Genomic DNA, 25,028 nt, shown 5'->3' with positions numbered 1-25,028 from the left:
GCGTGGCCCCGGCTGGGGCTGGGGTGGCCCGGGCTGGGTCGGTTATGGCTGGGGCTCGCCCGGATGGGGCGGCGGCTGGGGTTGGGGCGGCTGGGGTGGAGGCTGGGGCGGATGGGGCCTCGGTGTAGCAACCGGCGCTGTCATCGGTGCTGCCGTGACAAGCTCCTACTACGCCAATCCCTATTACGGCGGCGGCTATGCGGCAGCCCCCTATACCTATCAATGCGGGGGATATGCCAATTGCGCGCCCCCTCCGGGCTATACCTATCCCGGCACATATCCGGGAACCTATCCGAACGCCTATCCCGGCGACCCGGACCCGAACGGCTACTAGGCCAGGTATAAAGAAAGGTGCAGGCCGGATCGGCCTGCACCCGCATTTGAACCCGGGGTCAGCGCATACGGCCGCGGCCGAATATGAAGCTGAGAACGAACAGCACCAGGAAAATAAAGAACAGGATCTTGCCGATCGAGGCAAAGTCAGCGGAGATGCCGCCAAAACCGAGCAGCCCGGCAAGCAGGGCAAGGATCAGGAAGACGATTGTCCAGCGAAGAAGGTCCATGGCGATAACTCCTTGAATGGAACATAACAAAATCGTCATGATCCCGGGTCTTTGGGTGAACGGGTCAGCCACGCAACGGTTTGCTTCGTAACGACAGGGCCTTGTCTTTTAATCTGGAAAGACGTTTCTGGGCGAAAGCCGGTGCGGGAACCGGCAGCCTGTTCCCGGGCCAATGCTGCAGGAGATGATCCCATGAGCGCATTTCGATCTCTCTATCGTCATGGTTTTGCCCGGGTTGCGGCCTGCACGGTTCCTGTGCGCCTTGCCGACCCTCGCCATAACCTGCAGCAGATCGTTGCGCTGGCACATGAAAGCGCCGCTGCCGGTGCGGCTCTCGCTGTCTTCCCCGAACTTTGTCTTTCGGGCTACGCAATTGACGATCTGCGCCAGCAGGATGCTCTGCTCGATGGTGTGACCGATTGCCTGCTCCGGTTGCAGACCGAAAGTCTCGCATGGAAGACTGTCATCGTCGTTGGCGCGCCACTCGTGCAGCGAGGTCGGCTCTTCAACTGCGCGGTGGTACTCCATCAGGGCAGGATTCTCGGTATCGTGCCGAAATCCTACCTGCCGAATTATCGCGAATTCTATGACTCGCGCCATTTCGTGGCGGGAGTCGACATTAGTGACGAGACGCTGCGGCTTGGCGGACAGGACGTACCGTTCGGGGCCGATCTGATTTTTGAAGCGCAGGATCTGCCCGGCTTCACGCTTGGCATCGAGATCTGTGAAGATCTCTGGGTGCCCAACCCGCCCAGCACGGCGCTCGCCATGGCAGGCGCAACGGTGATCGGCAATCCTTCGGCCAGCACCATCACCATCGGCAAGTCCGAAGACCGCCATTTGCTGTGTCGCGCCCAATCGCAACGCGCCCTTTGCGCCTATGTCTACGCTGCGGCCGGGGCCGGTGAATCGACAACTGACGTCGCGTGGGACGGTCAGGTTTCCGTCTATGAGGCAGGTCGTCTTCTGGGCGAGTCAGACCGCTTTCCTGTCACGGCGCAGATGACGCTTGCTGATATCGATCTCGACCTGATCCGTCAGGAACGCATGCGCATGGGCAGCTTCCATGACTGCGCCCGCGCCAATGATCATGCGCAATGGCGCCGAATCAGCTTCACACTAGCACCCGTCGAGGGCGATATCGGCTTTCACCGCGTCGTCCCGCGCTTTCCTTTCGTACCAGAGAATCCGCGCCGACTGGATCAGGATTGCTATGAAGCCTGGACCATTCAGGTGCGCGCCCTCACTCAACGCCTTAGGACGAGCGGAGTCGAACGCTGCGTGATCGGCGTGTCGGGCGGCCTCGACTCCACGCTCGCCCTTCTGGTGGCGGCCCGCGCTGCCGATGAACTCGGTTGGAGTCGCGACCGGGTCGATGCCTATACCATGCCGGGTTTTGCGACCGGCGATGCCAGCCTGAGTCTCGCCCACAGGCTGATGACAGCGCTGGGCGTCGATGCCCACGAACTCGATATCAGACCGACGGCCATGCAGATGCTGGAGACCATCGGCCATCCCTTCGCCTCGGGTGCGCCGGTGCATGACATCACATTCGAAAATGTTCAGGCTGGGCTGCGTACCGACTTCCTGTTCCGTCTTGCCAATCAGCGCAACGGGATTGTGATCGGCACGGGTGATCTGTCCGAACTGGCGCTCGGCTGGTGCACCTATGGCGTGGGCGACCAGATGTCGCATTATAACGTCAATGCTGGCATGCCAAAAACGCTTATCCAGCATCTGATACGCTGGCTGGCCCGCAAGGGTGGGCTCGGCGACACGATCGCCCCTGTGCTCGAAAGCATTGTCTCGGCGGAAATCACGCCTGAACTCGTGCCTGCCGGTGCCGAGGGCGTGCAGAAGACCGAAGACAAAATCGGTCCATACGCCCTGCAGGATTTCACACTCTATTATGTGCTGCGCTACGGCTTTCGCCCGAGCAAGATCCTTTTTCTCGCGCTGCAGGCCTGGGAAGAAAAGGATCGCGGTGTCTGGCCAGCCTATTTCCCCGAAGACAGAAAACTGGCTTACGACGCCGCCGTCATTCGCCACTGGCTCAAGGTGTTTCTGACGCGCTTCTTCGGCTTCAGCCAGTTCAAGCGATCGGCTCTGCCCAACGGGCCCAAGCTTTCATCGGGAGGAAGCCTGTCCCCCCGCGGCGAATGGCGCGCGCCTTCAGACGGAACAGCAGCAGCGTGGCTTGAAGAGCTGGAAAAGACCGCTCTTTAGACACATATCTCGCCCGTCAGATCGATTTGAACCCGCTACTCTTCGCAAGGCAGCGGTCAGTAGCCTTGCGCGAAACTTTGCCTCTTTCCGAGCTCGCTGCGCGAAAGCGTTTCTTCTTTCCACTAAGCCGGATCGGCACAAAGTCTCGCTCTTGCGGGTGGCAAGGCAGAAGAAGCCGAACTGAGCGGTATTTTTCAAAGGCGCAGGCTGCGCAAATCCGAATTTGTCCCGAATGCTGATCAGGAATTCGTGAGCTGCGCTTTCGCTCTATAAGAAATAAACGCAGAACAAGCTAATAGTTGGACAGATTTTTTCGAAAACCTCATCCACCGCGTTCGTATTTTTTGACCCTATATCAACGGACTAGCGATGGAATTTTCCTGAAAAACCAGAGATAGAACAGAAAAATGAAATTATTTTATCAAGAAATCGTCTCTTTTTCTTTCTCAGTATAAATCATACCTCACACATCGACCCCGCATTGTAACAAGACACAAAACGCATTCATCGCGACAACGTGAGTAATCAATTTCCCATAATATGGGTGAAGAAGACAAAAAAACCTTGGAAACCAGGGTTTTTCTCCAGTCCTGATTATTTCAAATTATTTCTTCATCACAAATGCGCGTTCATCACGTGGGTTTCTGACAAACTAGTATCGAATCATGTCCAATACCTTTGATTTATTGACTCGAGGGATTGGTTAAGACATCTATAAAAAAGTTGATTTTCCGATGCAGGTCTTGGTAGACGGCTCGACCGACAGCGGGGGCGATGTCCCGCGCAAAATGTAACGGTCTTTGTCTGAAGCCTCCAATAATAATAAAGGAGCTGGTCGCATGGCGATCGTAACGGTAGTTGGTTCGTCTGGCATGACTGTGCAGGTCACCGTGGAAGGTGCCCGCATGCAGACACTCGCCTCGAGCTACGCAGCGCAGATTCTGGGCGCTGTCGCGACAGGTGACTTCACCTCTGTCGATCTCGCACTGGGTAGCAATACCGCCCCGTCTGCCACGACAAGCCTCGTCCAGGGCGTCATCACGACAGGTGGTGCCTTCTCGATGACCGGTAATTACAGCAATCTCGTTGTTGGTACGCTGGGTGCGGCATTCAACAGCGCGGATCAGGACCTGCCGATCACGCCGAACGTAAAGGCCGTCACGGTCGATGGCACGGGTATCACGGCTAGCACGCTCTCAGTTCTGGCTGGCGACATGGAAGGCGTGACCTTCTACGCAGGCAATTACAACGGCACCTTCGTTTCGACCATGGGTAATAACCTGTTCGATGGTCGCAACCATACCGGCAACTGGACAATCGCGACCGGAGACGGGAACGACACGATCTACGCTGCAGCCGGCACAAACAATATCCGCGCGGGTGACGGACAGAACCTTATTACCCTTGGCACAGGCGCCAATTTCGTTGCTTCTGAAGGCCAGGATACAATCACCGGCGTCGAGAATTCTTCCGACACGGTTACAATCCTTGGTGGACAGTCTGTCGTCACCCTGCAGTCCAACTCGCTTGTCGTCGATTCGGCCCTCTCCGGAAGCCAGATCACTGTCGGCATCAACAGCACAGTCTTCGGTGGTACCGGCTCGACGGTCAATTTCTCGAGCAGCACGGGTACCATCGTTGGTTCGGTGGGTGACACCATCTCGGCAGCTGGTGATCTGGACGTCTATCACGGCACGAATCAGTCGATCAGTGTTTCCGGCGCTCTGAAATTCATCTCGGGTACGGGCAGCACCTCGATCAATGCGGGGCTTGGCACGATCTGGGGCGCAAACGACCTGCGCGCTACCGTCAATACGAGCGGTCTCGCCCTGTTCACGGCAAACCAGCCCAACACGACCGGCAGCCAGTATATCGACGCGTCTTCCTCGGCAGGCACGCTCGAAGCCTGGACCGGTGCAGGCAACAACACGATCATCGGAACCTCCGGCTCCGATCACATGGTCTTCGGCACGCAGTTCGCCGACTCCAATGGCGATAGCTTTGCGACCGTTACGGGTGGCAGCGGCGCGGCGAACACCTTCGGCGTTCTCGCAGGCCATAATGGTGGTGACATCACCATCACCGATTTCGGTAGCGCGGCTGGCAACATGTTCTTCATGTACAATTACAAGCCCGCCGATGCCGACAAGGCCGTGCAGGAGCTTCTGGCGACGGCTACGGTCACTGGCGGCAACACCACGCTCCAGCTGGACAACAACATGAAAGTGACCTTCCTTGGCGTGACCGACCTGAAGGCCTCGAGCATCGTCATCAGCTAAGCTCTCATAACGCGATCATCTTGTTCGCCTTGATCGAAGGCCCGGTTCGCAAGACCGGGCTTTTGGTTTTTCTGGCGATGAATTTGGACCTTCAGACCTTGGGGGCTATAAGAAGCCGCTTGCGTCCTCATCACTGAGTGAGTGATTTTTGCCCGAACGACCCGATCACAACACAGGCTTATCCTCTGTTTCCCAGGCAGAAGACCGAGAGGTAATTGCTGCCTCGCTCCATCTTGCGACACTTCGTGCCGACTCGCTTCAGGCAGAACTGCGTCTCACAACGCAGCAACTCAGGCTTTTGCGCCGCTCGCTCTCCTGGCGCATGATGGAGCCATTACGCTGGGTAAGAGCGCTCACCCTCGGCCGACTGCCCCGCGGCGTTCCCATTGGTGAAGCCTGGGAACAAATGCAGGATTCCGTGCGTACTCAAGGGCTCGGAAGAGCCTTCAGCCGCATCGTCGCTGGTGGCATTGCCAAAAGACGCCTCTCGCGCCATCGCGATCAGGCGGAAGATCCGCTTTTCATCCCCACAAAAGCGCAGGCTGAGTTTCTGAGACGACCTGCAATCGAGGCATCCTCCATCCTTCGGCCCCATTATCTGCTCATCGCTGATATGGGCCTTCAGCAATGCACGAAATATCGCGTTACACAGAAAGCGGAGCTTCTTAGGCGCCTCGGCTGGACTGTGCAGATTGTCGATTGGGAAGATGGCAATGAAGCCCTGTCATCGCTTCAGATTGCCACCCAGGTGCTTTTCTATCGCGTGCCTGGTGTTCCTTCTGTTCTTTCTCTTATCGCAGAGGCAAAACGTCTCGGTCTGAAGCCTCGCTGGGAGATAGACGATCTTCTCTTCACCAAAAGTCTCTATCGCCGCAATGGCAATCTCGCGACGCTTTCCTATCAGGAACAACAGGAGCTCCTCCAGCTCTCCGATAATTATCTTCGAGCCTTACGGGCCTGTGGACGCGGGCTGGCATCGACCGAGGCCCTCGCCTTACAAATGCGCGATGCCGGTATCGAAGGGGTCCTGGTACTTGAGAATGCCCTGGATGAAGAAACCCTTCATCTGGCAGAGTCAATCTCAGCTGCGCCCACCTCTCGCGAGCAAGACAAGATCCAGGTCTGTTATGGGTCGGGAAGCCGTGCGCATGACGCAGATTTCAGATGTGCCGAAATTGGTCTGATTGCTGCCATGCAGCAGGACCCCAGGATCAACCTGCTGATTGTAGGACCGCTCCGCATTTCCGAGGACTTTTCTCAGTTCGGCTCGAGGGTGCAGCGCCGCAGCGAGACTTCCTATGCTGCCTATCTTGGCGAATTGGCGCAAACCGACATTGCCATTGCCCCGCTTGAAAACACGATTTTCAACGACTGCAAGAGCAATATCAAATTCCTCGAAGCGGCAATTCTCGAATTGCCCTCCATCTGTTCGCCAACCGATACCTATCGCCAAGTAATCCAGTCGGGGCAGAATGGCTTTCTGGCAGAAACGGCAGAAGACTGGCGGGACGCTCTGCTTTTGCTCGCACACGATCCCGCCCTAAGGCAGCGCCTTGGCCGAAGAGCAAGGGAAACGGCCCTGTCGCTCTATGCGCCAGAGCATATCCTGACGCATCAGGCCGCTCCTATTTTCGGCAAACCTCCTGCTTTCGCCCGCAAGGCACCGCGCGTCTTGCAGGTAAACCTTTTCTTCGCACCACGGTCTTTCGGGGGAGCCACGATCGTCGTCGAGGCCATACTCGACCCATTAAGGAAAGCCGGTTTCGAAAACAGCGTCATGACCACGCGTCCGGTCCTTGATGAACTGCCCGATGGTGCCTTGCGCTATCGCATCCTCGACACAGATGTATTCTCGGTCGTTGCAGGACGTAATAGCGGAGCAGACAACCTGGCCATCGAGCGTCAGATTGAACGCTGGATTGATGCCTGGGATGTCGATCTGGTTCACTTTCATGCCATTCAGGAAATGGGTGTGGGCATGGCCCGGGCCTGCCAGAGGCGCGGCGTTCCTTACATTATCAGTCTGCATGATTGCTGGTGGCTTTCAGATAACCTCTTTATCACGCGCGATGACGGCCAGTACCATCTCGAAAGCGATGAGATCCCCCTGGCCCCTGGCAATTCCACCCGCGCGCGTTATCTGGGTGAGCGACGCAAACTCATGCGTCAGGCATTGGAGGGCGCTGCCGCCATTCTCAGCCCGTCCGAAGAACACAAGAACCTCTACGTCCGTAACGGCGTGCCGGCAGATCGCATCCAGATCAACCGCAATGGTTTCACCTGGCCATCACGCCCGAAAGCCAAAAGACCGAGCGGCGCCAAACTGCGTTTCGGTTTCGTGGGCGGGACTGGCAAGATCAAAGGCTATGAGCTGATTCGCAAAGCTCTCGAAAGCATGACACGCGGCGACTGGGAGCTGGTGCTGGTCGATAACACCCTCAATCTCGGTTATCCTTCCATCGATACATCGGAATGGCTGGTGAGAGGCACGATCCGCACCGTGCCCGCCTATACCCAGGCAGAACTCGATGATTTTTACGATCAGGTCGATGTGCTGCTTTTCCCGTCGCAATGGCGCGAGAGCTATGGGCTGACCGTTCGCGAGGCGCTGTCGCGCGATGTCTGGGTCATTTCAACGGCGCCCGGTGGGCAGGCCGAGGAAATCGTCGATGGCGTCAATGGTTCGCTGATCCCGATCATTGACGATCCTGCGCCGCTCCAGGAGGCCATCGAGGCAGTGCTTGACCGCAAAGACCGTTTCGACGGGTATATCAATCCGAACAAGGGCAGCCTGCCGAGCTATGACGATCAGGCTCAGGAGCTCGCCAGTCTCTATCGTCGCATTCTGGACAGGGCTTCCTGACCCGAGCCTTCAAACGTCAACCCGCCACAAAAAAACCCTCCCCCCCGTCTTGGGGGAGGGTTTTTTCTTGTCTGTCCCTAGAGAGGCTCCAGCCGCACGATCGGAACAGACCGGCTGCTGAGGAACACCCCCTGCCGCAGGCCATCGGCCTTTGGCAGGGGTGACCGAGATCAGTCAGTCGAGGGCAAGGCGTAAGCCAGAACGTAATCACCCTTGTTGGCATTGGTACCCGTACGGGTAGCACCACCGGCGACGACCAGCACATATTGCTTGCCGTTTTCGACATAGCTCATGGGCGTACCCTGACCGCCAACTGGCAGACGCTCACGCCAGACCTCTCTCCCGGTGCGGAGATCGAAGGCACGCAGATAATTATCGAGCGAACCATGGAAGAAGGCGAGATTTCCCCCTGTCAGGAGCGGGCCACCCATCGTGGGCATACCGACCGGGATATAGAGATGCGGAATAATCCCCTTATCACCGAAAATGCCGTGGATACGGGCATCCTGGATGCTGCCTACAGGCACCTGCCACAGGGTTTTCTGCGTCTTGAGGTCAATCGCCGTCAGAGAGCCGAAAGGCGGCTTGAAGCAGGGCGCGCCCATCGGAGAGACGAACATGGAGCGTTCCACACCCCAGGGGGTGCCAAGCTGCTCGGAATACTCACCTTCCGTCGAGGGCACGAGACCAGCCTTGGCCGCCTCTTCGCGTTTGATGAACTGCCCCCACATCGCCATGCGGATATCATTCACCACCAACACACCGGTCTGCGGATCGATAGCACCGCCACCCCAGTTCGAACCGCCATAATAACCCGGCCAGATCAAGGTCTTCTGCTTGTCAGAAAGCGGTGTCCATTCACCTTCCCAGCGCATTTTCTTGAAAGCGACGCGGCAATAGAGCTGATCGAAAATCGTCGCGCCCCACATATCGCTCTCCTTGAGAGGGGCGACACCGATCGACAGATCAGAATAGGGCTGAACCGGGCTGATACGCTGACCGGGCATACCATCAGTCGCAACCGGACGATCCGTCACCTTCACGACGGGCTTGCCCGTGCGACGATCCAGCACGAAAACCTGACTGCGCTTGGTGAGCGCCACGACGACAGGCGTGGTCTCGCCACCGGCGCCGGGCAGATCATAGAGGATCGGCTGCGAGGTCACGTCATAATCGAACATGTCCTGGTTGGCCGTACGGAAATGCCAGCGCTCCTGACCGGTACGCAGATCAAGGGCGAGAACCGCGTCGGTATATTCATCCGAATAGGGATGGCGGTTGCCGCTCCAGAAGTCGGGCGTCTGGTTGCCCAGAGGAATGAAGGCAAGACCCAGCTTGGGATCATAGGATGCCGTACCCCAAAAATTCGGGGTTTCCGGCGCGTAGATCTGTCCGGCCGGAAGTGGACGGCTGTCCCTGTTGCCGCGTGACGCATCCCACGCCCAGACGAGACGGCCAGTGCGCACATCATAACCGCGGATAACGCCAGAAGGCTCACCCACCGTCATGTTGTCGTTGATCTTGCCGCCCACCATGATCACGCCATCGGCCACCAGCGGGGCGGAGGTGAGATAATAGGAGCCGGGCGCTGTCGGGCCGAGACCCTCAAGAAGATTGACCATGCCATGATCGCCGAAATCCTCGCACAGCGCGCCGGTAGAGGCGTCGAGTTCGAAGAGGCGGGCGTCATTGGTGGTGCTGACGATACGACGGGCGCAAGGTGTCTGCGCCGTGATCGGTGCAGGCGCTGCCGGGGTCTCATCAACCGGAGCCTGTGCCGGAACAGGCGCAGCAGGGTCAGCCGGTTGTTCCGCAGGCGATGACGCTGCTTCTTCCGGACCGAAAGCCTTTGCATCGGGGGCCAGCAGCGACATGGTTGTCAGATCGGCATAGCTGACGCCACGGCAGCGCTTCCAGCCCTTATTGCCGCGCGTCACCTGCATGTGCGGGTCGAAACGCCAGCGCTCATGCCCACTCACCGGGTCGAGGGCAATAACCTTGTTGAGCGGTGTGCAGAGATACAGCGTATCTGCCACCTTGAGCGGCGTCACCTGATATTCCGAGCCATCGATGGCCAGATCACCCGTATGGAACGTCCAGGCGAGTTTCAGCCCCGAGACGTTGTCGGCGTTGATCTGGACATAAGGGGCAAAACGGTCACCCGTCAGATTGCGCCCCCAGGCTGGCCAGTCATTGCCATTCTGCTGCCCGAGCGCCGTATCGACCTTGGGACTCTGCGCCGGATCAGCCGTAACCTCGGCATGCGGCCGGAACATGTTGAGCGACACACCGGCAAAGATGATTGCATAGAGCGCTGCAATCCCGAGCCCCCAGCTGCGCCGTACCCCGACACCGCGTCCGGCGCTTTCGCCGGAGCGGACAGCCGGACCGAACCAGGGTGAAAGCACCCCGACCACGATTGGCAGCACAAGGAACACGACCACGCGTGGCACGACCAGCCAGAACACGTCGCCCACCTCGTTGAAGGCCCAGCCGACGGCTATCAGGCTGAGAACGATGGAGAGCGGCAGGGCAAAAGCCTTGCGCGCCATAAGCGCGAGGCCAACCGCTGCCATAAGCAGACCAAGCGGGATATAGGCCCAGCTTCCGCCCAGCCAGGCGAGGTCAGCCCCGCCAAGCGCCAGACCGACGCCAAGCAGCGCGATCACCAGACCGATCGCGACACATAAAAGATGGATAAGGCTTCTCACGAGCAATCCTCACGCTACGCCCCCAAGCCTGACACCATCACAGGGCATCAGCCATGGCGAGCCGTTTGAGCATTGAGCGTTTTCAAACCGGCAGAACCCGAAACCATTGCCGCGTGAACCACCCGAAAACAGGAAAAAATCAAGTCAAGAACCAGCCTGAAAGCTCAAAGGATGGGTAATGTGCCGTGCAAAACTTTCCTTTACGTCATCACATATTCATCACTACGCAATATTCACGGCTTTGTGATCATTTACCGGAAATCATGACAAAACATGTACGCATGATGACCTGAAACCGGCTGCGCTATGGAAGGGAAGACATGATGGAAAGCGCATACTGCGTGGCCGGGTTCATGCGTCCGCCCCGAGCCCAGGCAATGCCATGCTCCATGTAGAAATCATCACCCGCCGCCCCACCCTCCAGTACGGGCAGACGCGCCAGCTGGGATTCGGACAGCAGGGAAACGGGCATGAGTGCTGCCGCGTCGCAGGACTCGACCAGATGCTCGATCAGTGTCGGCAGGCTGATCTCGATCAGCCTTGGAGGAAACGCGAGGCCCCGCGCTAGAAGGATCTGCTCAAAGCGGTCGCGCATCGCCATGCCTCTCAGGGGCAGCAGCCAGACACGATCAACGAAATGCGCCCATTGGTCGAACACCTCCGCGCTGGTCATCAGCACATCGTCTATGATGATCACGCAATGTTCGAGGCACAGCGTTCGCGTCTCGAACCGGCCGGAAGACGCCACATCGAGCAGATTGACTGCAACGATATCAGTCCGGCCTGCATGCAGATCGTCCAGCAGACGTTTGCGCATACCGTATTCGATACTGACAGTCAGAAAAGGCTGCTCATGTTTCATGCGCGTCACCCAGCTTACCAGCGGACGCTCGAGCATAGGCGCCTGAAATCCGATACGCAGCGTACCGTGCAGCAGCGCGGTCTCTCGCGTGAAATCCTCACTCAAGGCCTGTAATTCATGATCGATGCGCCGCGCTGCCACCAGCACACGCTCCAGACCCGGCAGAGGCACGAGATGGCCCTGCACGCGCTCGAACAGACGCTTGCCAAGAATCTCCTCGATCTCGATGCAGGATTTCGAGACTGCGGCGGGAGAGATGCCCAGACGGGCTGCCGTCTGCCTCATACTGCGTGTCGTATTGAGCATATCGAGCAGATGCAGATGGCGCAGTTTGAGCCGTCGGTGAAGCGTGATGCCTGATCTGGCCATGTCTCTCTCCTTCGGAGCGTCAACCAAATGGTTGACATGACATAACCCTATTTTGCTTCAATAACGAAACGTTTTAATTCCATAATCTTTCATCGGCCATTTACCGACACAGGCGGTTACCGCGCTTTGCTCCAATAATCACCGGCAGGAAGCATGATGACAGATTCCCCGAAACAAAAACGCCTTACCAAGAAATGTATCAAAGCATCGATGTTTTTGTTGCTGGCCTCTGTGTCCGCCCCGGCTTTCTCAAGCCTTGCCGAAGCCGCTTCCAGCCATGATGCCTCAGGCCGCGCCCTGCCGCACTCCCGCGCAGCCGTAAAAACCGCCAAGAAACAGCAGACGGCCCCGCTTCGCAGTGCGACGCATCACAAACCGGTTGCAGGTGGTGCCGAAACCCTGACAGTCACCACCGCCCGCCGACGCCTGCATTTCAATTCGGCCCAGCACGAAGCCGATGCCACGACGCATATCACGTCAGAGACACTCACCCGACAGGGCGTCGTCTCTCTGCTCGATCTACCCCGTGTCGCGCCCAACCTCACCGTGCAAAGCGTGAATGGCACCGGCTCGACCAATTTCTTTCTGCGCGGTATCGGGCTGAACGACTACACGCAGAACAACATGTCCTCGGTGCTCGTCTATTATGACGATGTCGCCTACCCACTGGCCCGTATGGCGGCCGGGCTGATGTTCGATATTGCCGGCGCTGCGGTGGAACCGGGTCCCGTTGGGTTCAGCCATGGCCAGACCGATACGGGCGGTGAGATCGCGTTTCGCACCTCGGACCCGACCGATGACTGGCATGGTGGCGTATCGCAGGATATTGCGAGCTATGCCCGCAGCCGCACCAATCTCTTCGTTTCCGGCCCGATCATCAGCGACAAGCTGAGCTTCCGTATCGCCGGGCAGACCATGCAGGGCGGCGGCTGGCAGACCAACCCGAGCACTGGCGCCCATCTGGGCGATGCCAATCTCGGTGCCCTGCGCGCCAAGCTGCGCTGGCGCCCCGAAGAACATACCGAAATCATGCTGAGCGGCCATTGGGTGCAGGACAATTCGCAAGTCGTAGCCGCAAAGCCTGTGATCAATTTCCTGCCGAGCCGTGCCTACCCGACACTCTCCTACCAGCAGGCGCAATGGGATTATAATGCCCGCCTTGCCAAGCTGATCGGCCGCTCGACATCCCTGTCACCCAGCGCGCATAACACGATGTGGGGTGCCGACCTCAAGATGTCTCATGATTTCGGCTTTGCAGCGCTCAAGAGCATCAGCGCTTTCGAGACCGAACGCGTGGGTGAATATACCGATCAGGACGGCACCCTCTGGGCGACCGGCGATAATTACCGCAATATCGTCGCCAACAGCTTTTCGCAGGAACTGCGTCTGGAATCACGCAAGAAGCGGCCGCTAGAATGGGTAGTCGGGGCCTATTACGACCGCGTACGCATGACGCAGCAATCGTTCTTCGATTTCACCGATTACGTGCCGACACGTGGCTATCTGCAGGAAACCTCCTTCGGCCAGAACGAGCAGACTTTCTCGCAATTCGTGCATCTCTCCTACAAACTCCCCTATCGGGTGACGCTGATCGGGGGGCTGACGCATGAGGCAGATGACCGCCAGCTGCTCAACCTGCGTACAGTGCAGTTCGGGCGACGCAGCCTGCAATTCCAGTCCACCGGCTCGAACATGAACCAGTTTGCCGGAACACTTGGCGTGCAGTTTCAGGCCACCAAGGATCTCATGACCTATTTCAAGGTAAGCCGCAGCATGAAGCCCGGCGGCATGACCGCCAATAATACGGTGGTGCAGGGCCAGCTCGACCCGTTCAAACCCGAAACCGTTCTGGCTTATGAGCTCGGCTTCAAGGCCGACATCATTCCCAACAGGTTCCGGCTCAACGCCGCTGCTTTCTATTATGACTATCACGACCAGCAATATCTCGGCAGCTATGTCGTTCCCGGCTACGGACCTCTGGGGCGCTTCGACAATATTCCGAAATCGGAAATCTGGGGTGTGGAATTCAACACCGAAATCAACCCCATCCGTCACGTCTATCTGACGCAGAATTTCGGCTTCCTGCGCAGCAAATACCAGAAATTTCAGGCCATCAACGCATCCGCCGTCAACGCGCAATATCAGCAGACCGGCATATGGGCACCGATCTACACGGATTATGCCGGCACTGAAGGCATGAATCCCAAGCTCACCCTGAATGGCTCGGGCGATTACCGTCTCACCTTCCTGCGCCGCTATGAAGGCGAAGCAGGCGTCGACTGGAATTTCCGCTCGGCACAATCGATGGTTCCCGGTGGCACCGGCAATTACCAGCTTCCGGCCTATTTCCTGCTCGGTGCGCATGTCACCGTGCATCCGCTCAAAGGCCCATGGACAGCCACCATCTATGCGTCGAATATCCTGAACCGGGAGTATTTCACCACGAGTTCGCAATCGACCACGACCTATTTCCGCATACCCGGCCCGCCACGCTTCATCGGCGGCCGCATCGGCGTCACCTACTGAACGCCTTACCCGGCAAGGAGACATGTCTCATGACAGGATCGGATCAGGACAGGAAACGGGTCATCATGGCCGCCTGTGTGGGCAATTTCCTCGAATTCTACAATTTCATGGCTTATGCATTTTTCGCTCCCATGATTGCCAAGGCGTTTTTTCCCAATAGTTCGGGGCTGGCAGGGCTATTCGATGCCCTGATCACCTTCGGCGCCGGTTTTTTCCTGCGTCCGCTCGGCGCCTTCTGCGTGGGCATCTATGCCAGGCGCTACGGCCATCAGGCCGCGCTCATGCTCACCTTTGCGATCATGGCCACAGGCTCGCTTCTGCTCGCTGCCACCCCATCGACCCGTTCGATCGGCCTGATTGCCGCCTTTCTCATCGTTCTGGCCCGCATGCTGCAGGGCTTTTCAGATGGGGGCGAGGTCGGCCCTGCCACTGCCATGCTCTACGACGCGGCCCCACCCGGAAAGGGCGGCATCATCAGCATCATGCAATATGTCACCCAGCTTCTGGGCATGGTCGTGGCCGTCATTTTCGGGCTGATCCTCTCCCTCACCCTCTCCCATGACGCTCTTTATGCCTGGGGCTGGCGTATTCCGTTCTTCATCGGCATTGCCATCCTGCCATTCGGTTTCTGGCTCCGTCGCCAGCTCCCGGCACAGCATGATCATCACGCAGAACCGCATCCTTTCGGCGCCACACTGCGCCTGCTGGTCACGCCAAAGATCCTGCTGGTCTTCGCCCTCATCATCTGTGGCACCATCACCAATTACCTGCGTACATTCGGTGTGAGCTATGCGATCGCCGTTCTGCATCTTCCGCCTGGCACGGCCATGCTCGCCATGGCGCTCGGGCTGATCTGCGGTGTGGTTGCGGTCATTGCAGGCATGCGTATTGCCCATAACAACCCGGACCCGAAGCTTTTCGTCATTATGGTGTCCATCATCGGCACACCGCTTTGCATGCTCTATTATGCCCTTTCCATCACCTATCCCGGCCTTGGCACACAGATCGGCCTGAACCTGACGGTCTTTCTTTCCTCAGGCCTGCTCATCGCGCCGGTCTGGCGGCTGCTCTTCGATGCCATTCCCGACCATAGCCGCGCCTTCATCTTCGGGCTCGTCTATGCCCTGGCCGTGTCCGTATTCGGCGGCCTTACCCAACCCGTCACGGTGCTGCTGATCGCCCGTTTCCATGACCCCATGGTGCCCGCCTGGATGCTGGGGGTTTTGATGCCGCTCTCGCTTCTGGCTTATCTTGCCCTGCGCAGGCGCATGATCCCGCCCGCGCCCGGCGCGACGATCATTACCTCCGAGGCCGATCGGGCCTATTGACCCTGTTCCTCCGACAAGGATTCTCCTGATGAAAAATACCGATGCCATTCTCTCCTTTGTCGATGACCGTGCGCAAAGCCTGATCGCGCTGAGCGACGCTGTATGGGAAGTGCCGGAGACAAATTTCGAAGAGATACGCTCCTGCGCGCTGCATACTGAAAAACTGGGCGAAGAGGGCTTTCGCGTTACACGCAATGTCGCTGGCATCCCGACCGCGGTCATGGGCGAAGCCGGAGAAGGCGGCCCGATCATTGCCTTTCTGGGCGAATATGACGCCTTGCCTGACCTGACCAATGCGGCAGGGGTAACGGAGCATACGCCCCTGCCCGGTGACGGCAATGGCCATGCCTGCGGGCATAATCTCCTGGGATCGGCAGCGCTTCTGGCAGCTACCGCACTGAAGAACTTTCTGGCAGCGCATGATCTGCCCGGACGTGTGCGCTATTATGGCTGCCCCGCCGAAGAGGGTGGCGCAGGCAAGGCCTTCATGGTGCGTGAGGGCGTGTTCGATGATGTCGATGCGGCCATTTCCTGGCATCCGCTCTTTTTCACCGGCGTGTTTCCGCCCTCATCGCTGGCCAATATCCGTCTCGACTTCACCTTCACCGGCAAGGCCGCCCACGCAGCAGCCGCGCCCTTTCTCGGTCGCTCCGCACTCGACGCTGCCGAGCTGATGAATGTCGGTGTGAATTACCTGCGCGAGCATATGCTGCCGAGCTCACGCATTCATTACGCCTATCTCGATGCCGGTGGTGCCGCCCCCAATGTCGTTCAGGCCAAGACCACCATCCGCTATGTCGTGCGCACGCTCGATCTGGCTGATCTCGTGCCGCTGACAGAGCGCGTGCGCAAGATCGCACAGGGTGCTGCGCTGATGACCGAAACGACGGTGCAGGAGCGCGTGATAAGCGCCATGGCCAATATCCTGCCCTGCCCGCCTCTCGAAGCCGCCATGCAAGGCCATGTCGAGCGTCTTGGGCCTCCCCCCTTCGACGAGGACGATCGCGATTTCGCCCGCAAGATGCAGGCGACCTTCCCGAAAAGCGATATCATCGCTGCCTTCCATCACGCTGGCGCCAAGCCCGACCTTGACCAGCCCCTGGCCAATTTCGTGCTTCCCGCAGGCGGCAACCGCTCGTCGCTGGGCTCTACCGATGTGGGTGATGTGAGCTGGACCGTTCCCACCGTGCAGGCCCTTGGTGCGACATGCGCCATCGGCACGCAGCTGCATTCATGGCAGATGACGGCTCAGGGCCAGTCTTCCGTCGCCCATAAGGGCATGGTGCATGTCGCCAAGGTCATGGCCATGACAGGGCTCGACCTGTTTACGAACCCTGATCTGCTGGAAGCCGCCAAGAAGGACCATGCCGAGCGTCTGGCCGTGCAGCCCTACGTGACGCTTATCCCGGAAGACGTCATGCCTGCCGCTGACAGTGAATGAATGAGACGGTGTGGGGCTCTGGCCCCACACCCGATCCGAAGACCTTACCTTCGGAAAATCCGTGTTCAGCGCCTTTTCTTCAGCAATGCCTGCGCGCAGGCGACACCAATCAGGACGAGCCCCCAGATGGCGAGCGTCAGGTAGTCACTGAAGCCCAGAAGATTGAAGCCTGTTGCGATAAGCTGCAGCATGACCATGGCCAGAACCAGCCCGGTCACACGTCCGAACCCGCCATTGGGATCGACCCCACCCAGCACCGCAGCAAGAACGGTTACCAGCAGATAAGATTTGGCATAGGCCGCACTGGCTGAATTATACCGTGCCAGCATCAGGCAGGCAGCGCAGAAGCACAGAAAACCCGAGAGCGCGTAGATCCTGATCGTTACCCAGTCGACATTGACCGCCGAATAGCGCGTGGCAAGCGCGTTGGAGCCGATCATACGGATCGAGATGCCGAAAGCCGTGTGCTGCAACACGACATGCATGACGACAGCCACCACCAGAAATATCAGAAAGGCGAGCGGTATCTGAAGCAGTGATGCGTTGCCAATCTGACCGTAGAGCGATGGCAGACCGGAGATCACCTCGCCTCGCGTCAGCCAGATACTCGTGCCTTCAACAATCGACATGACGCCCAGCGTGACCAGAATGGGGTGGACTCTGGTGCGTACGATCAGCCAGCCCGTCAGCCCGCCGAGCGCCGTACCCAGCACCATCCCCGTCATGAGCGCCAGAAGAATACAGAGCGTGACATAACCTGCTCCATGCCCTGCCAGAGGCAGATGCGCGAGTACCGTCACTATGGCAAGGCCGCAGGCATTGGCTATGGCGATAATGGCGAGGTTGAGCCCTCCGGACATCATGGGGATGGCCATGGCCAGCGCCAGCAGACCAAGCTGCGGCAGCTGGAACATCATCGACCGCATCGACCCAAGGCTGAAAAACCCTGGCACGACAAGGCTGAAACCGACCGCCAGGGCAAGTGTGGCAAGAGCCTGACCCGAAACACGAGCCGGAAACACGCGCCGCAATGGCCCCAGAAGATCGTCCATGGAGACGTTCCGTCCCGTCAGATTTTCAGACATTGGGTGCCTCCTCGACAAGGCGGGAACGGGTACGACTGCGCACCGAAAGCGCCGTGAGACTGGTCGAGGCGAGGATGATCGCCCCTGTGATGATCTCGAAGCAATAGGGCGAGATATCGAGCAGATTGAGGCCGTTCTGAATGATCGCCAGCATCAGTATGCCGAGTGTAATGCCGCCAATCGTGCCGACACCGCCCAGGAGCGAGGCACCCCCGAGTACGGCAGCGGAGAGCACGGAAAGCTCAGTGCCATAAAGGGCATTCGGCACCGCCTCACCCACACGATTGGCCTGAACGAGCCCTGCCAGAGCGGCCATGAACCCGGCAAAACCATAGGCGAAAAACTGCAATCGGGAGATATTCAGCCCGATACGGCGCGCGGCTTCGGCATTGCCGCCCATGGCGTAAAGCTGGCGGCCTGTTTTCGATCGGTTGAGCAGCGCCCAGCACAGCCCGAGCGAGGCAATCATGACGATAATGGGCAAGGTAATGCGCACCAGATCGCCCCCTGCCGTCTCGAATTGCAGAAAGGTGATCCGATCGCTCCACCATTCGGGCAGATTATAAATGGAATGCCCGCCCGTCGCGTACATCAGCAGGGCGAAATACACATTCATGGTCGCGATGGTGATAATGATCGAATTGACCCGCGCATAATGCACCAGTGTCGCATTGATGAACCCGAGTAGCGTGCCGACGACCAGCCCTGCCGGAATGACCAGCACCGGCGACAGTCCGAAACGCGTGGCCAGAAGGGCTGCCACATATTGCGCCACCGATGCCGTCGCTGCGAAAGAGATATCGATCCCGCCCGCGATCAGCACAACAAAGAGTCCAGTGGCCATAATGGCCTGGACGGCATAACTCTCGGTAAGATCGACAAAATTGGAAATACTGAGAAAATTAGGTGTCGCCAAAGAAAGTGCGACGATGAAAATAGCGATGACACAGGCCAGCCAGAATTCAGGCCGATTCCGCAGGGATGAGAGGTCAGGCATAGATCCGCTCCTCAAGGGCCTGTTCGGTTATGAGAGACGGGTTATAGTCGCCAGCGATACGTCCATTGCGCATATGCAGAATGCGATCGCAGGTCGCGAAAAGCTCGATCATCTCATCGGAAATCACGAGAATACCGACACCCTGATCGCTCAATTCGCGTATCAGGGCATAAATGCCTTCCTTGTTCTTGATATCGACACCAACAGTCGGACTGTCGAGAATCAGGATTTTCGGATGGGACGCCAGCCAGCGCGCCAGAATGACGCGCTGCTGATTACCGCCCGAAAGCGTATTGATGGCATCTTCGACCGAGCTGAGCTTGATATTCAGACGTGCGACCCAGTCACGGGCGAGTTGCGTACGTGATGCATCCGAAATCAGCCCAAAGCGATTTGCGAGGCCGGGCAGGACAGCAATATCCAGATTATCGACGATGGATTGCTCAGCATTGATGCCGAGATTCAATCGGTCTTCCGAAACATAAGCGAGGCCTGCGGCCAAAGCGTCCTGATTATTACGGAAACGACGCTCCTGCCCATGAACAACCAGCGCCCCTGAATCGGGCTTTGTCATGCCAAAAAGCGAAAGTGCCAATTCGGTGCGCCCCGCGCCGAGCAGACCCGTCAGCCCGAGAACCTCGCCTTCATGCAGGCGGAGCGAGACGTCATCATATTCACCACGACGGCTCAAATGGCGCGTCTCCAGCACCACATCACGCGACGTGCAATCGCGCGCGACATGATGCGAGGCGATTTCGATGCCGGTCATGAGGTGTATCAATGTCCGCTGGTCAAGCGCAGAAGCCGGATAGGTGCCAACCATACGCCCGTCACGCATGACCGTAATCCGCTCGGCTATGGCGGAGACCTCATCCAGTCGATGCGACACGAACACCACGGCAATCCCTGCAGCCGAAAGCTTGCGCACCAGATCGAGCAGACGACGCACCTCGGCACGCGTAAGCGAAGCAGTTGGCTCATCCATGAAAATCAGGCGGGCCGATCCGGCGAGGCCGCGGGCAATGGCAACAATCTGGCGTTCAGCAATCGACAATGCGTCGACCGGCAAATCGAGGGGCAGATCATGACCGAGCCGATCGAGAGTCTCGCGCGCCTTGCGCCTTATGGCCGCTTTCGGGCTGAATCCGCGCCCGAGATTGGCATCAAACGCAATATTTTCGGCAACACTCAGATTGGGAAAAAGCGCCAGATCCTGAAATACGACCTGAATGCCCAGTGCCCGCGCCCGCATCGGGTCGAATGACAGGATTTCCTGACCCGCAATGCGCATCTCGCCACCTGCGTCAGGCGCATGAACGCCGGAAACTGCCTTGATGAGCGTCGATTTGCCGCATCCATTCTCGCCTACAAGGCAATGAATTTCGCCCTCACGCACATCCCAGTCGATGCCACGCAGGGCCTGAAAATTGCCGAATGTCTTGAAGACATTCCGCAATTCCAGAAAGACAGGCGCTGTCACAGCCCGAGCGCCACCAGCTCGTCTATGGTCGATCTGTCGATAATCTGCATTTTCGGTGCAAGAATGCTGCGCTGTGCCGGAGCGACCTGCAGCGCGCCAATATCCTGCATCTCCATGCCATTGGTGATCGGCTTGTCATTGGCGAGCATGACGCCCAGACGCACGAGTGTCTGACCGGCAAGAAGCGGATTCCAGATATAGCCGCAGCGAATGGCCCCGGAACGCACATATTTTGCCCCCTGACCGGGCGAGAACGGGCCGACCACAGAAACGGTCCTGATCTTGCCACGCGCATCGACGGCGCGGGCAGCGCCAATCGGCCCCTGCGACCCGAAGGCCACGATCCCGGTAAGGTCAGGATGCGCGCGCAACTGATCCATGACGGTGCGATAGCTGTCATCCACGCTTTCACCGCAGCCAAAGCGATCGCCGATGAGATGCATGTCGGGATATTTTGCCTTTTGCAGCGCAATTGCCGCGTCGGCGCGCATTTTATGCTGCGGCACGGTCAGCGAACCGACGATGATAATGTAGCCGCCCTTGCCGCCCGTTGCCTTGGCCAGTGCCTCCATATGGCGCTCGCCATCTGCAGCGGGGGTGGTGAATTCGAGGTCCCATTCCGCGCCTTGTTGGCCGGGGCTTTCATGGCTGATGACATGGATGCCTGCAGCACGGGCGCGTTGCAGCACAGGCACCAGTGAGCTGGCATCATTGGGCACCACGCCGATGACATCGACCTTGCGGGCGATCAGATCCTCGATCGCGCTGACCTGCTGGGCGGCATCGGCCTGTGTCGGGCCAATCATCCAGGCGTTGCATCCCGCCTCCTTGCCCGCACTCTGTATGCCGCGCTCCATGGCGTTGAACCAGGGAATGCCACCAATCTTGGCGACAATGGCAATCTTCTTCGGGGCATCACCGGCAAAGACCGGCGAAAGCCGGGCTGATGCAAAAGGCGCAAGAGCGGTAAGGCTGGCAGCGGCACCCATGAAGCCGCGACGGGATACGATCATGGTCTCAACCTTTTCAGGTCGTCACGAGGCGCCACACAGACGCGCTCGCGACCGGGGGGAGAGGCAGGAGGAAAAAGAATACGTCAGCGACGCTGGCGGCCGAGCGCCTCGCGTGCCGATTTCATCTGCACATCGGTAAAGGCCTTGGCATGAGCCGCCAGATCACGGCTGTCTTCCCAGAGATTGCGCCAGATGCCCAGAATACCTTCCAGCGGCTGCCCGACCACGGCAGAAGAGAAGGATTCGAAGGTGATCGGCCCCTGATAGTTGATGCTTTCCAGCGCACGGAAAATGCTCGGGAAATCGACAGAGCCGGAGCCCAGATAGCCACGATGGGAATCGCCGGTATGGAAATAACCCAACAGATCGCCTGCTTCGCGAATGGCCTCGGCTGAATCGGCTTCCTCGATATTCATGTGATAGCAGTCGAGATGCAGCTTCACATTCGGCATCTCGACTTTCCTCACATACGCGATCGCCTGACGCGCCGTATTGAGCACATTGGACTCATAGCGATTGACCACTTCCATCCCGAGCGTGATGCCACTCGCCTGCGCCTTTTCGGCGACGCGACGCACCACATCGATGGAGCCAAGAATGCCGTCAGCAGTCACGGGCGTCGCATATTTCTGAAAAGCCGAATAAAGGATACCGCAGACATGGGTAGCCCCGACATCGCGCGCGAGCGAAATGGCATCGAGAAGATGCGCCTCACCGCGCTTTGTACGCTCGGCATCGCCAGAAGAAATATCCATATCTGACGTCAGACCGAATGACATGGTGATGCCGAGCTTGTTGCGCTCGAGTTCGCGCAAGGTGGCGGGCACATCGAACCCCTTGAGGTCCATCGTGGAGGCCTCAATGAGGTCGTAGCCAAGTTCGGCGGTCGAACGTATGGCCATGGCGGCGTCTTCAGGTGTCCAGCCAGCGGTCCAGACAAAAGCATGCAATCCAAGCTTGTTCATGAGAATTTTCCTGTTCTGGGGGGTGCGGTCGAACCGCGCACCACAAGCGTGCAGGACAATCTGACCTGCATGGGGGCGGTGCTTTCGCCCGCAATACGATGCATGAGGCGCGACCAGGCCTGAGCCCCCAGAGCATCAACCGGCTGACTTATGGCCGTGATGGGGGGATGGGTAGCACGCATCCATGCATAATCGTCGTATCCGACAAGCGACACGTCGCCGGGTACGGCACATCCGCTCTGGTGCAGACAACGCAGCGCACCCAGAGTGATGGAATTTGTAAGAGCGATAATGGCTGTGGGGGCCTCACTGCCCGTCAGCATTTCGGTCAGCACCTCAGGCCCTTCTTCGGCATGGTGCCCCACTTCCAGAACCGTTGGCACTGGCAGACCGGCTTGTACACAAAACGCGGTAATGCCGGCGCAGCGTTCGCGGATATTGGCAAGCGACAGCGTGGTAGCGACCACCAGAAGGCGCCTGTGACCTAGCCCGACAAGATATGCCGCAGCCTCAGTAGCGGCCTGCTCGTTATCGACCGCAATCGTATCGGCATTGCAGGAATGCGGCAGCCGGTCGATCACCACATAAGGCACGCCTGCCGCATCGAGAAATGACGCATCGGCGAAAAGATCGTCATTGGGCAAAACGATCATGCCCGCTGGACGCCATGACAAAAGCGCCTTGAGCCGCGATGATGCGAGCTCGGAGTCCTCGCCCGCACTGGCCACGATAATATCGTAGCCATCCTTGCGGGCGCAGTCTTCCAGACAGGCGATTAGAGCCGTGAAAAACGGATTATCCAGACTTGGCACCAGCACACCGATAATGCAGTTGCGCCCTTCGCGCAGTTGCATGGCGGCCCTGTCGGGCAGGTAATTCAGTCTGTTGATGGCCTCTTCGACACGGGCACGCACAGCGTCAGACACGTTCTTACGGTTGCGCACGACATTGGAGACGGTCGCAACAGAAACCTGCGCCTCTTCTGCGACATCGCGGATCGATACCTTGGCACCTTTGCGTGACATGAGACGCCCCTCAATCGGTTAAACGTTTAACCGCAGGGAGACGTAAGATGAATTCTGCATATCAGGGAAATGACGTTTCTGTCATTTACCGTCATTCTCTTCCATGCCAGCGTCTGACGATCCGGCTGCGTCGGCTTTTACCAGACCGGTATCTCTGCCTTTTCCGTATCAGCGTCGACGCATGGAAGGAAAAATCCTCTTTGTCAGATAAGGGAAATCCTGCTGTCAGTACGGTCTCATGGCTTGTGACAATAGAGGCGTACCCATTCCGGCGGTTCCTGCTCGAGGCGCCCATCGACCGGGATATGCCGCTCCTGCGCCCAGCGATATCCCCACATAGGGCCGAATTTTGTGGCGATCTTGGGCTCCTGCGTGAATGCAGGGTCTGACTGGGCCTGCGCCAGGGTGACGAAGCGATAATGCTGCTGTCTGAACAGGTCGAGAATCTGCGGCAGGACCGCCGCATTCAGACGGTTATCGTGAAAAAGCATGACCGCCGGCACGTCACGGCCCATGATTTTCTCATCCAGCGCCTGATAATAGGGAATTTCGATACGCGCATAGTCGATATAGGCTTGCCGTATACGCGCCTCATCCGCCGAGTTTCCTGCTGAGTGGGCGCATTCATAGGCATCGTTGAAAAGGTAATCCTCGACGTCGATCGTTGTGGCGGCCTGCCTATATCCAAGGCGTCTGACAATTTCCGACAGGGCCATCCGCTTCGGTTCGGTATCGCCGACATGATTGAACGGGAAACGGAAAAACTCGAGCTTCCGTCCTGCCTTGTGAGCGAGCGGTCCGATACTGCGCTCGCCTTGTTTTATCTCGTTTTCGAATTGCGCCGGGGTGAGCGCATTGCTGTCGATATGATGCGCCGCATGATTGGCCAGTGCCAGAGCGCCCTGATTCCACTGGTCAAGAATTGCGGTGCCAGGCGCACCAAGGGCCTGCACTTTGTCTTCATTTACGAAGGCGGTGACCGGTACCGCATCGTGACGCAAGGCGGCGAGAATGGCGCGATTGGCAGCCAGTGCGTCTTTCTGATTATCACTACGGGACGTTTTGCCCGGCATGACATAGGGCAGATCATCGAAGGTTACCGCCACCTGATGTTCAGGCAGCGGCGCTGCCTGGGCCGTTACGGAAAAGAGACCGAATGCCCCTAGCTGCAACAGTGCCCCGGGGTATCGACGCACCGTTGCTGTTTTCTTTTTCATCGCCACGCTTCCCGGGCGCGGAACCATGAATCGCCATGGATTTACTGCCGCCCCCGGATCATTACGAAAATGAATTCA

Annotated in this window: 16 protein-coding genes and 1 pseudogene; 7 read left to right on the top strand and 10 right to left on the bottom strand. The window is 58.3% G+C overall.

Annotated features, from left to right (window positions below):
• A pseudogene (locus AA105894_RS09285) lies at window positions 1-334 on the top strand (hypothetical protein); the annotation flags it as partial.
• A 58-nt stretch (window positions 335-392) separates the two neighbouring features.
• Here AA105894_RS09285 and AA105894_RS09280 read toward each other — a convergent pair.
• Complete coding sequence (locus AA105894_RS09280) at window positions 393-563, bottom strand: DUF1328 family protein (RefSeq protein ID WP_188425765.1); 171 nt, start codon at window positions 561-563, stop codon at window positions 393-395.
• Between the two features lie 192 nt (window positions 564-755).
• Between AA105894_RS09280 and AA105894_RS09275 the strand changes: the two genes are divergently transcribed.
• The 3 genes from AA105894_RS09275 (at window position 756) to AA105894_RS09265 (ending at window position 7,931) form a co-directional block, all read left to right on the top strand.
• Window positions 756-2,789 carry an NAD(+) synthase gene (locus tag AA105894_RS09275; RefSeq protein ID WP_267311472.1) on the top strand — a complete coding sequence of 678 codons (2,034 nt, stop codon included), beginning with the start codon at window positions 756-758 and terminating at the stop codon, window positions 2,787-2,789.
• 839 nt (window positions 2,790-3,628) lie between these two features.
• On the top strand, window positions 3,629-5,068 hold the full coding sequence (locus AA105894_RS09270) for a beta strand repeat-containing protein (RefSeq protein WP_267311471.1): 1,440 nt from the start codon (window positions 3,629-3,631) through the stop codon (window positions 5,066-5,068).
• A 148-nt stretch (window positions 5,069-5,216) separates the two neighbouring features.
• A complete protein-coding gene (locus tag AA105894_RS09265) occupies window positions 5,217-7,931 on the top strand; it encodes a glycosyltransferase (protein ID WP_267311470.1) in 2,715 nt (904 codons plus the stop codon).
• Between the two features lie 170 nt (window positions 7,932-8,101).
• Here AA105894_RS09265 and AA105894_RS09260 read toward each other — a convergent pair whose 3' ends face one another.
• Both AA105894_RS09260 and AA105894_RS09255 read right to left on the bottom strand, forming a co-directional pair.
• Entirely contained in the window at window positions 8,102-10,642 is a 2,541-nt protein-coding gene (locus AA105894_RS09260; protein WP_267311469.1) for a pyrroloquinoline quinone-dependent dehydrogenase, read from the bottom strand.
• A gap of 304 nt (window positions 10,643-10,946) precedes the next feature.
• A complete protein-coding gene (locus AA105894_RS09255; RefSeq protein ID WP_267311468.1) occupies window positions 10,947-11,873 on the bottom strand; it encodes a LysR family transcriptional regulator in 927 nt (308 codons plus the stop codon).
• A gap of 210 nt (window positions 11,874-12,083) precedes the next feature.
• Here AA105894_RS09255 and AA105894_RS09250 point away from each other — a divergent pair, with 210 nt between their 5' ends.
• From AA105894_RS09250 to AA105894_RS09240, 3 genes are read left to right on the top strand one after another with little or no spacing between them, the layout of a single operon-like run.
• On the top strand, window positions 12,084-14,399 hold the full coding sequence (locus AA105894_RS09250) for a TonB-dependent receptor (RefSeq protein WP_373316756.1): 2,316 nt from the start codon (window positions 12,084-12,086) through the stop codon (window positions 14,397-14,399).
• Between the two features lie 29 nt (window positions 14,400-14,428).
• Entirely contained in the window at window positions 14,429-15,727 is a 1,299-nt protein-coding gene (locus tag AA105894_RS09245; RefSeq protein ID WP_188425759.1) for an MFS transporter, read from the top strand.
• A 28-nt stretch (window positions 15,728-15,755) separates the two neighbouring features.
• On the top strand, window positions 15,756-17,168 hold the full coding sequence (locus tag AA105894_RS09240; protein ID WP_267311466.1) for an amidohydrolase: 1,413 nt from the start codon (window positions 15,756-15,758) through the stop codon (window positions 17,166-17,168).
• A gap of 65 nt (window positions 17,169-17,233) precedes the next feature.
• Here the strand turns inward: AA105894_RS09240 and AA105894_RS09235 are convergent, their stop codons facing one another.
• The 7 genes from AA105894_RS09235 to AA105894_RS09205 all read right to left on the bottom strand — a co-directional run bounded on the left by AA105894_RS09235 (window position 17,234) and on the right by AA105894_RS09205 (window position 24,950).
• Window positions 17,234-18,253, bottom strand: coding sequence for an ABC transporter permease (locus tag AA105894_RS09235; RefSeq protein ID WP_267311465.1), 1,020 nt, complete (start codon window positions 18,251-18,253; stop codon window positions 17,234-17,236).
• Window positions 18,246-19,250, bottom strand: a complete 1,005-nt coding sequence (locus AA105894_RS09230) for an ABC transporter permease (protein ID WP_267311464.1) — start codon at window positions 19,248-19,250, stop codon at window positions 18,246-18,248. Before AA105894_RS09230 ends, AA105894_RS09235 begins: the two co-directional genes overlap by 8 nt.
• Window positions 19,243-20,730 carry a sugar ABC transporter ATP-binding protein gene (locus AA105894_RS09225; protein ID WP_267311463.1) on the bottom strand — a complete coding sequence of 496 codons (1,488 nt, stop codon included), beginning with the start codon at window positions 20,728-20,730 and terminating at the stop codon, window positions 19,243-19,245. The genes AA105894_RS09230 and AA105894_RS09225 overlap by 8 nt, the downstream gene beginning before the upstream one ends.
• A complete protein-coding gene (locus tag AA105894_RS09220; RefSeq protein ID WP_267311462.1) occupies window positions 20,727-21,743 on the bottom strand; it encodes a substrate-binding domain-containing protein in 1,017 nt (338 codons plus the stop codon). The genes AA105894_RS09225 and AA105894_RS09220 overlap by 4 nt, the downstream gene beginning before the upstream one ends.
• 83 nt (window positions 21,744-21,826) lie before the next feature.
• Window positions 21,827-22,708, bottom strand: a complete 882-nt coding sequence (locus tag AA105894_RS09215; RefSeq protein WP_267311461.1) for a sugar phosphate isomerase/epimerase family protein — start codon at window positions 22,706-22,708, stop codon at window positions 21,827-21,829.
• Complete coding sequence (locus AA105894_RS09210; protein WP_267311460.1) at window positions 22,705-23,733, bottom strand: LacI family DNA-binding transcriptional regulator; 1,029 nt, start codon at window positions 23,731-23,733, stop codon at window positions 22,705-22,707. The genes AA105894_RS09215 and AA105894_RS09210 overlap by 4 nt, the downstream gene beginning before the upstream one ends.
• 236 nt (window positions 23,734-23,969) lie before the next feature.
• Entirely contained in the window at window positions 23,970-24,950 is a 981-nt protein-coding gene (locus tag AA105894_RS09205) for a polysaccharide deacetylase family protein (protein WP_267311459.1), read from the bottom strand.
• Between the last annotated feature and the right edge of the window lie 78 nt (window positions 24,951-25,028).

This window comes from Asaia spathodeae NBRC 105894, from assembly GCF_025994195.1.
Lineage (GTDB): Bacteria > Pseudomonadota > Alphaproteobacteria > Acetobacterales > Acetobacteraceae > Asaia > Asaia siamensis.
The sequence above is the reverse complement of the archived record's forward strand: the minus strand, read 5'-3'. Positions and strand labels throughout refer to the sequence as shown.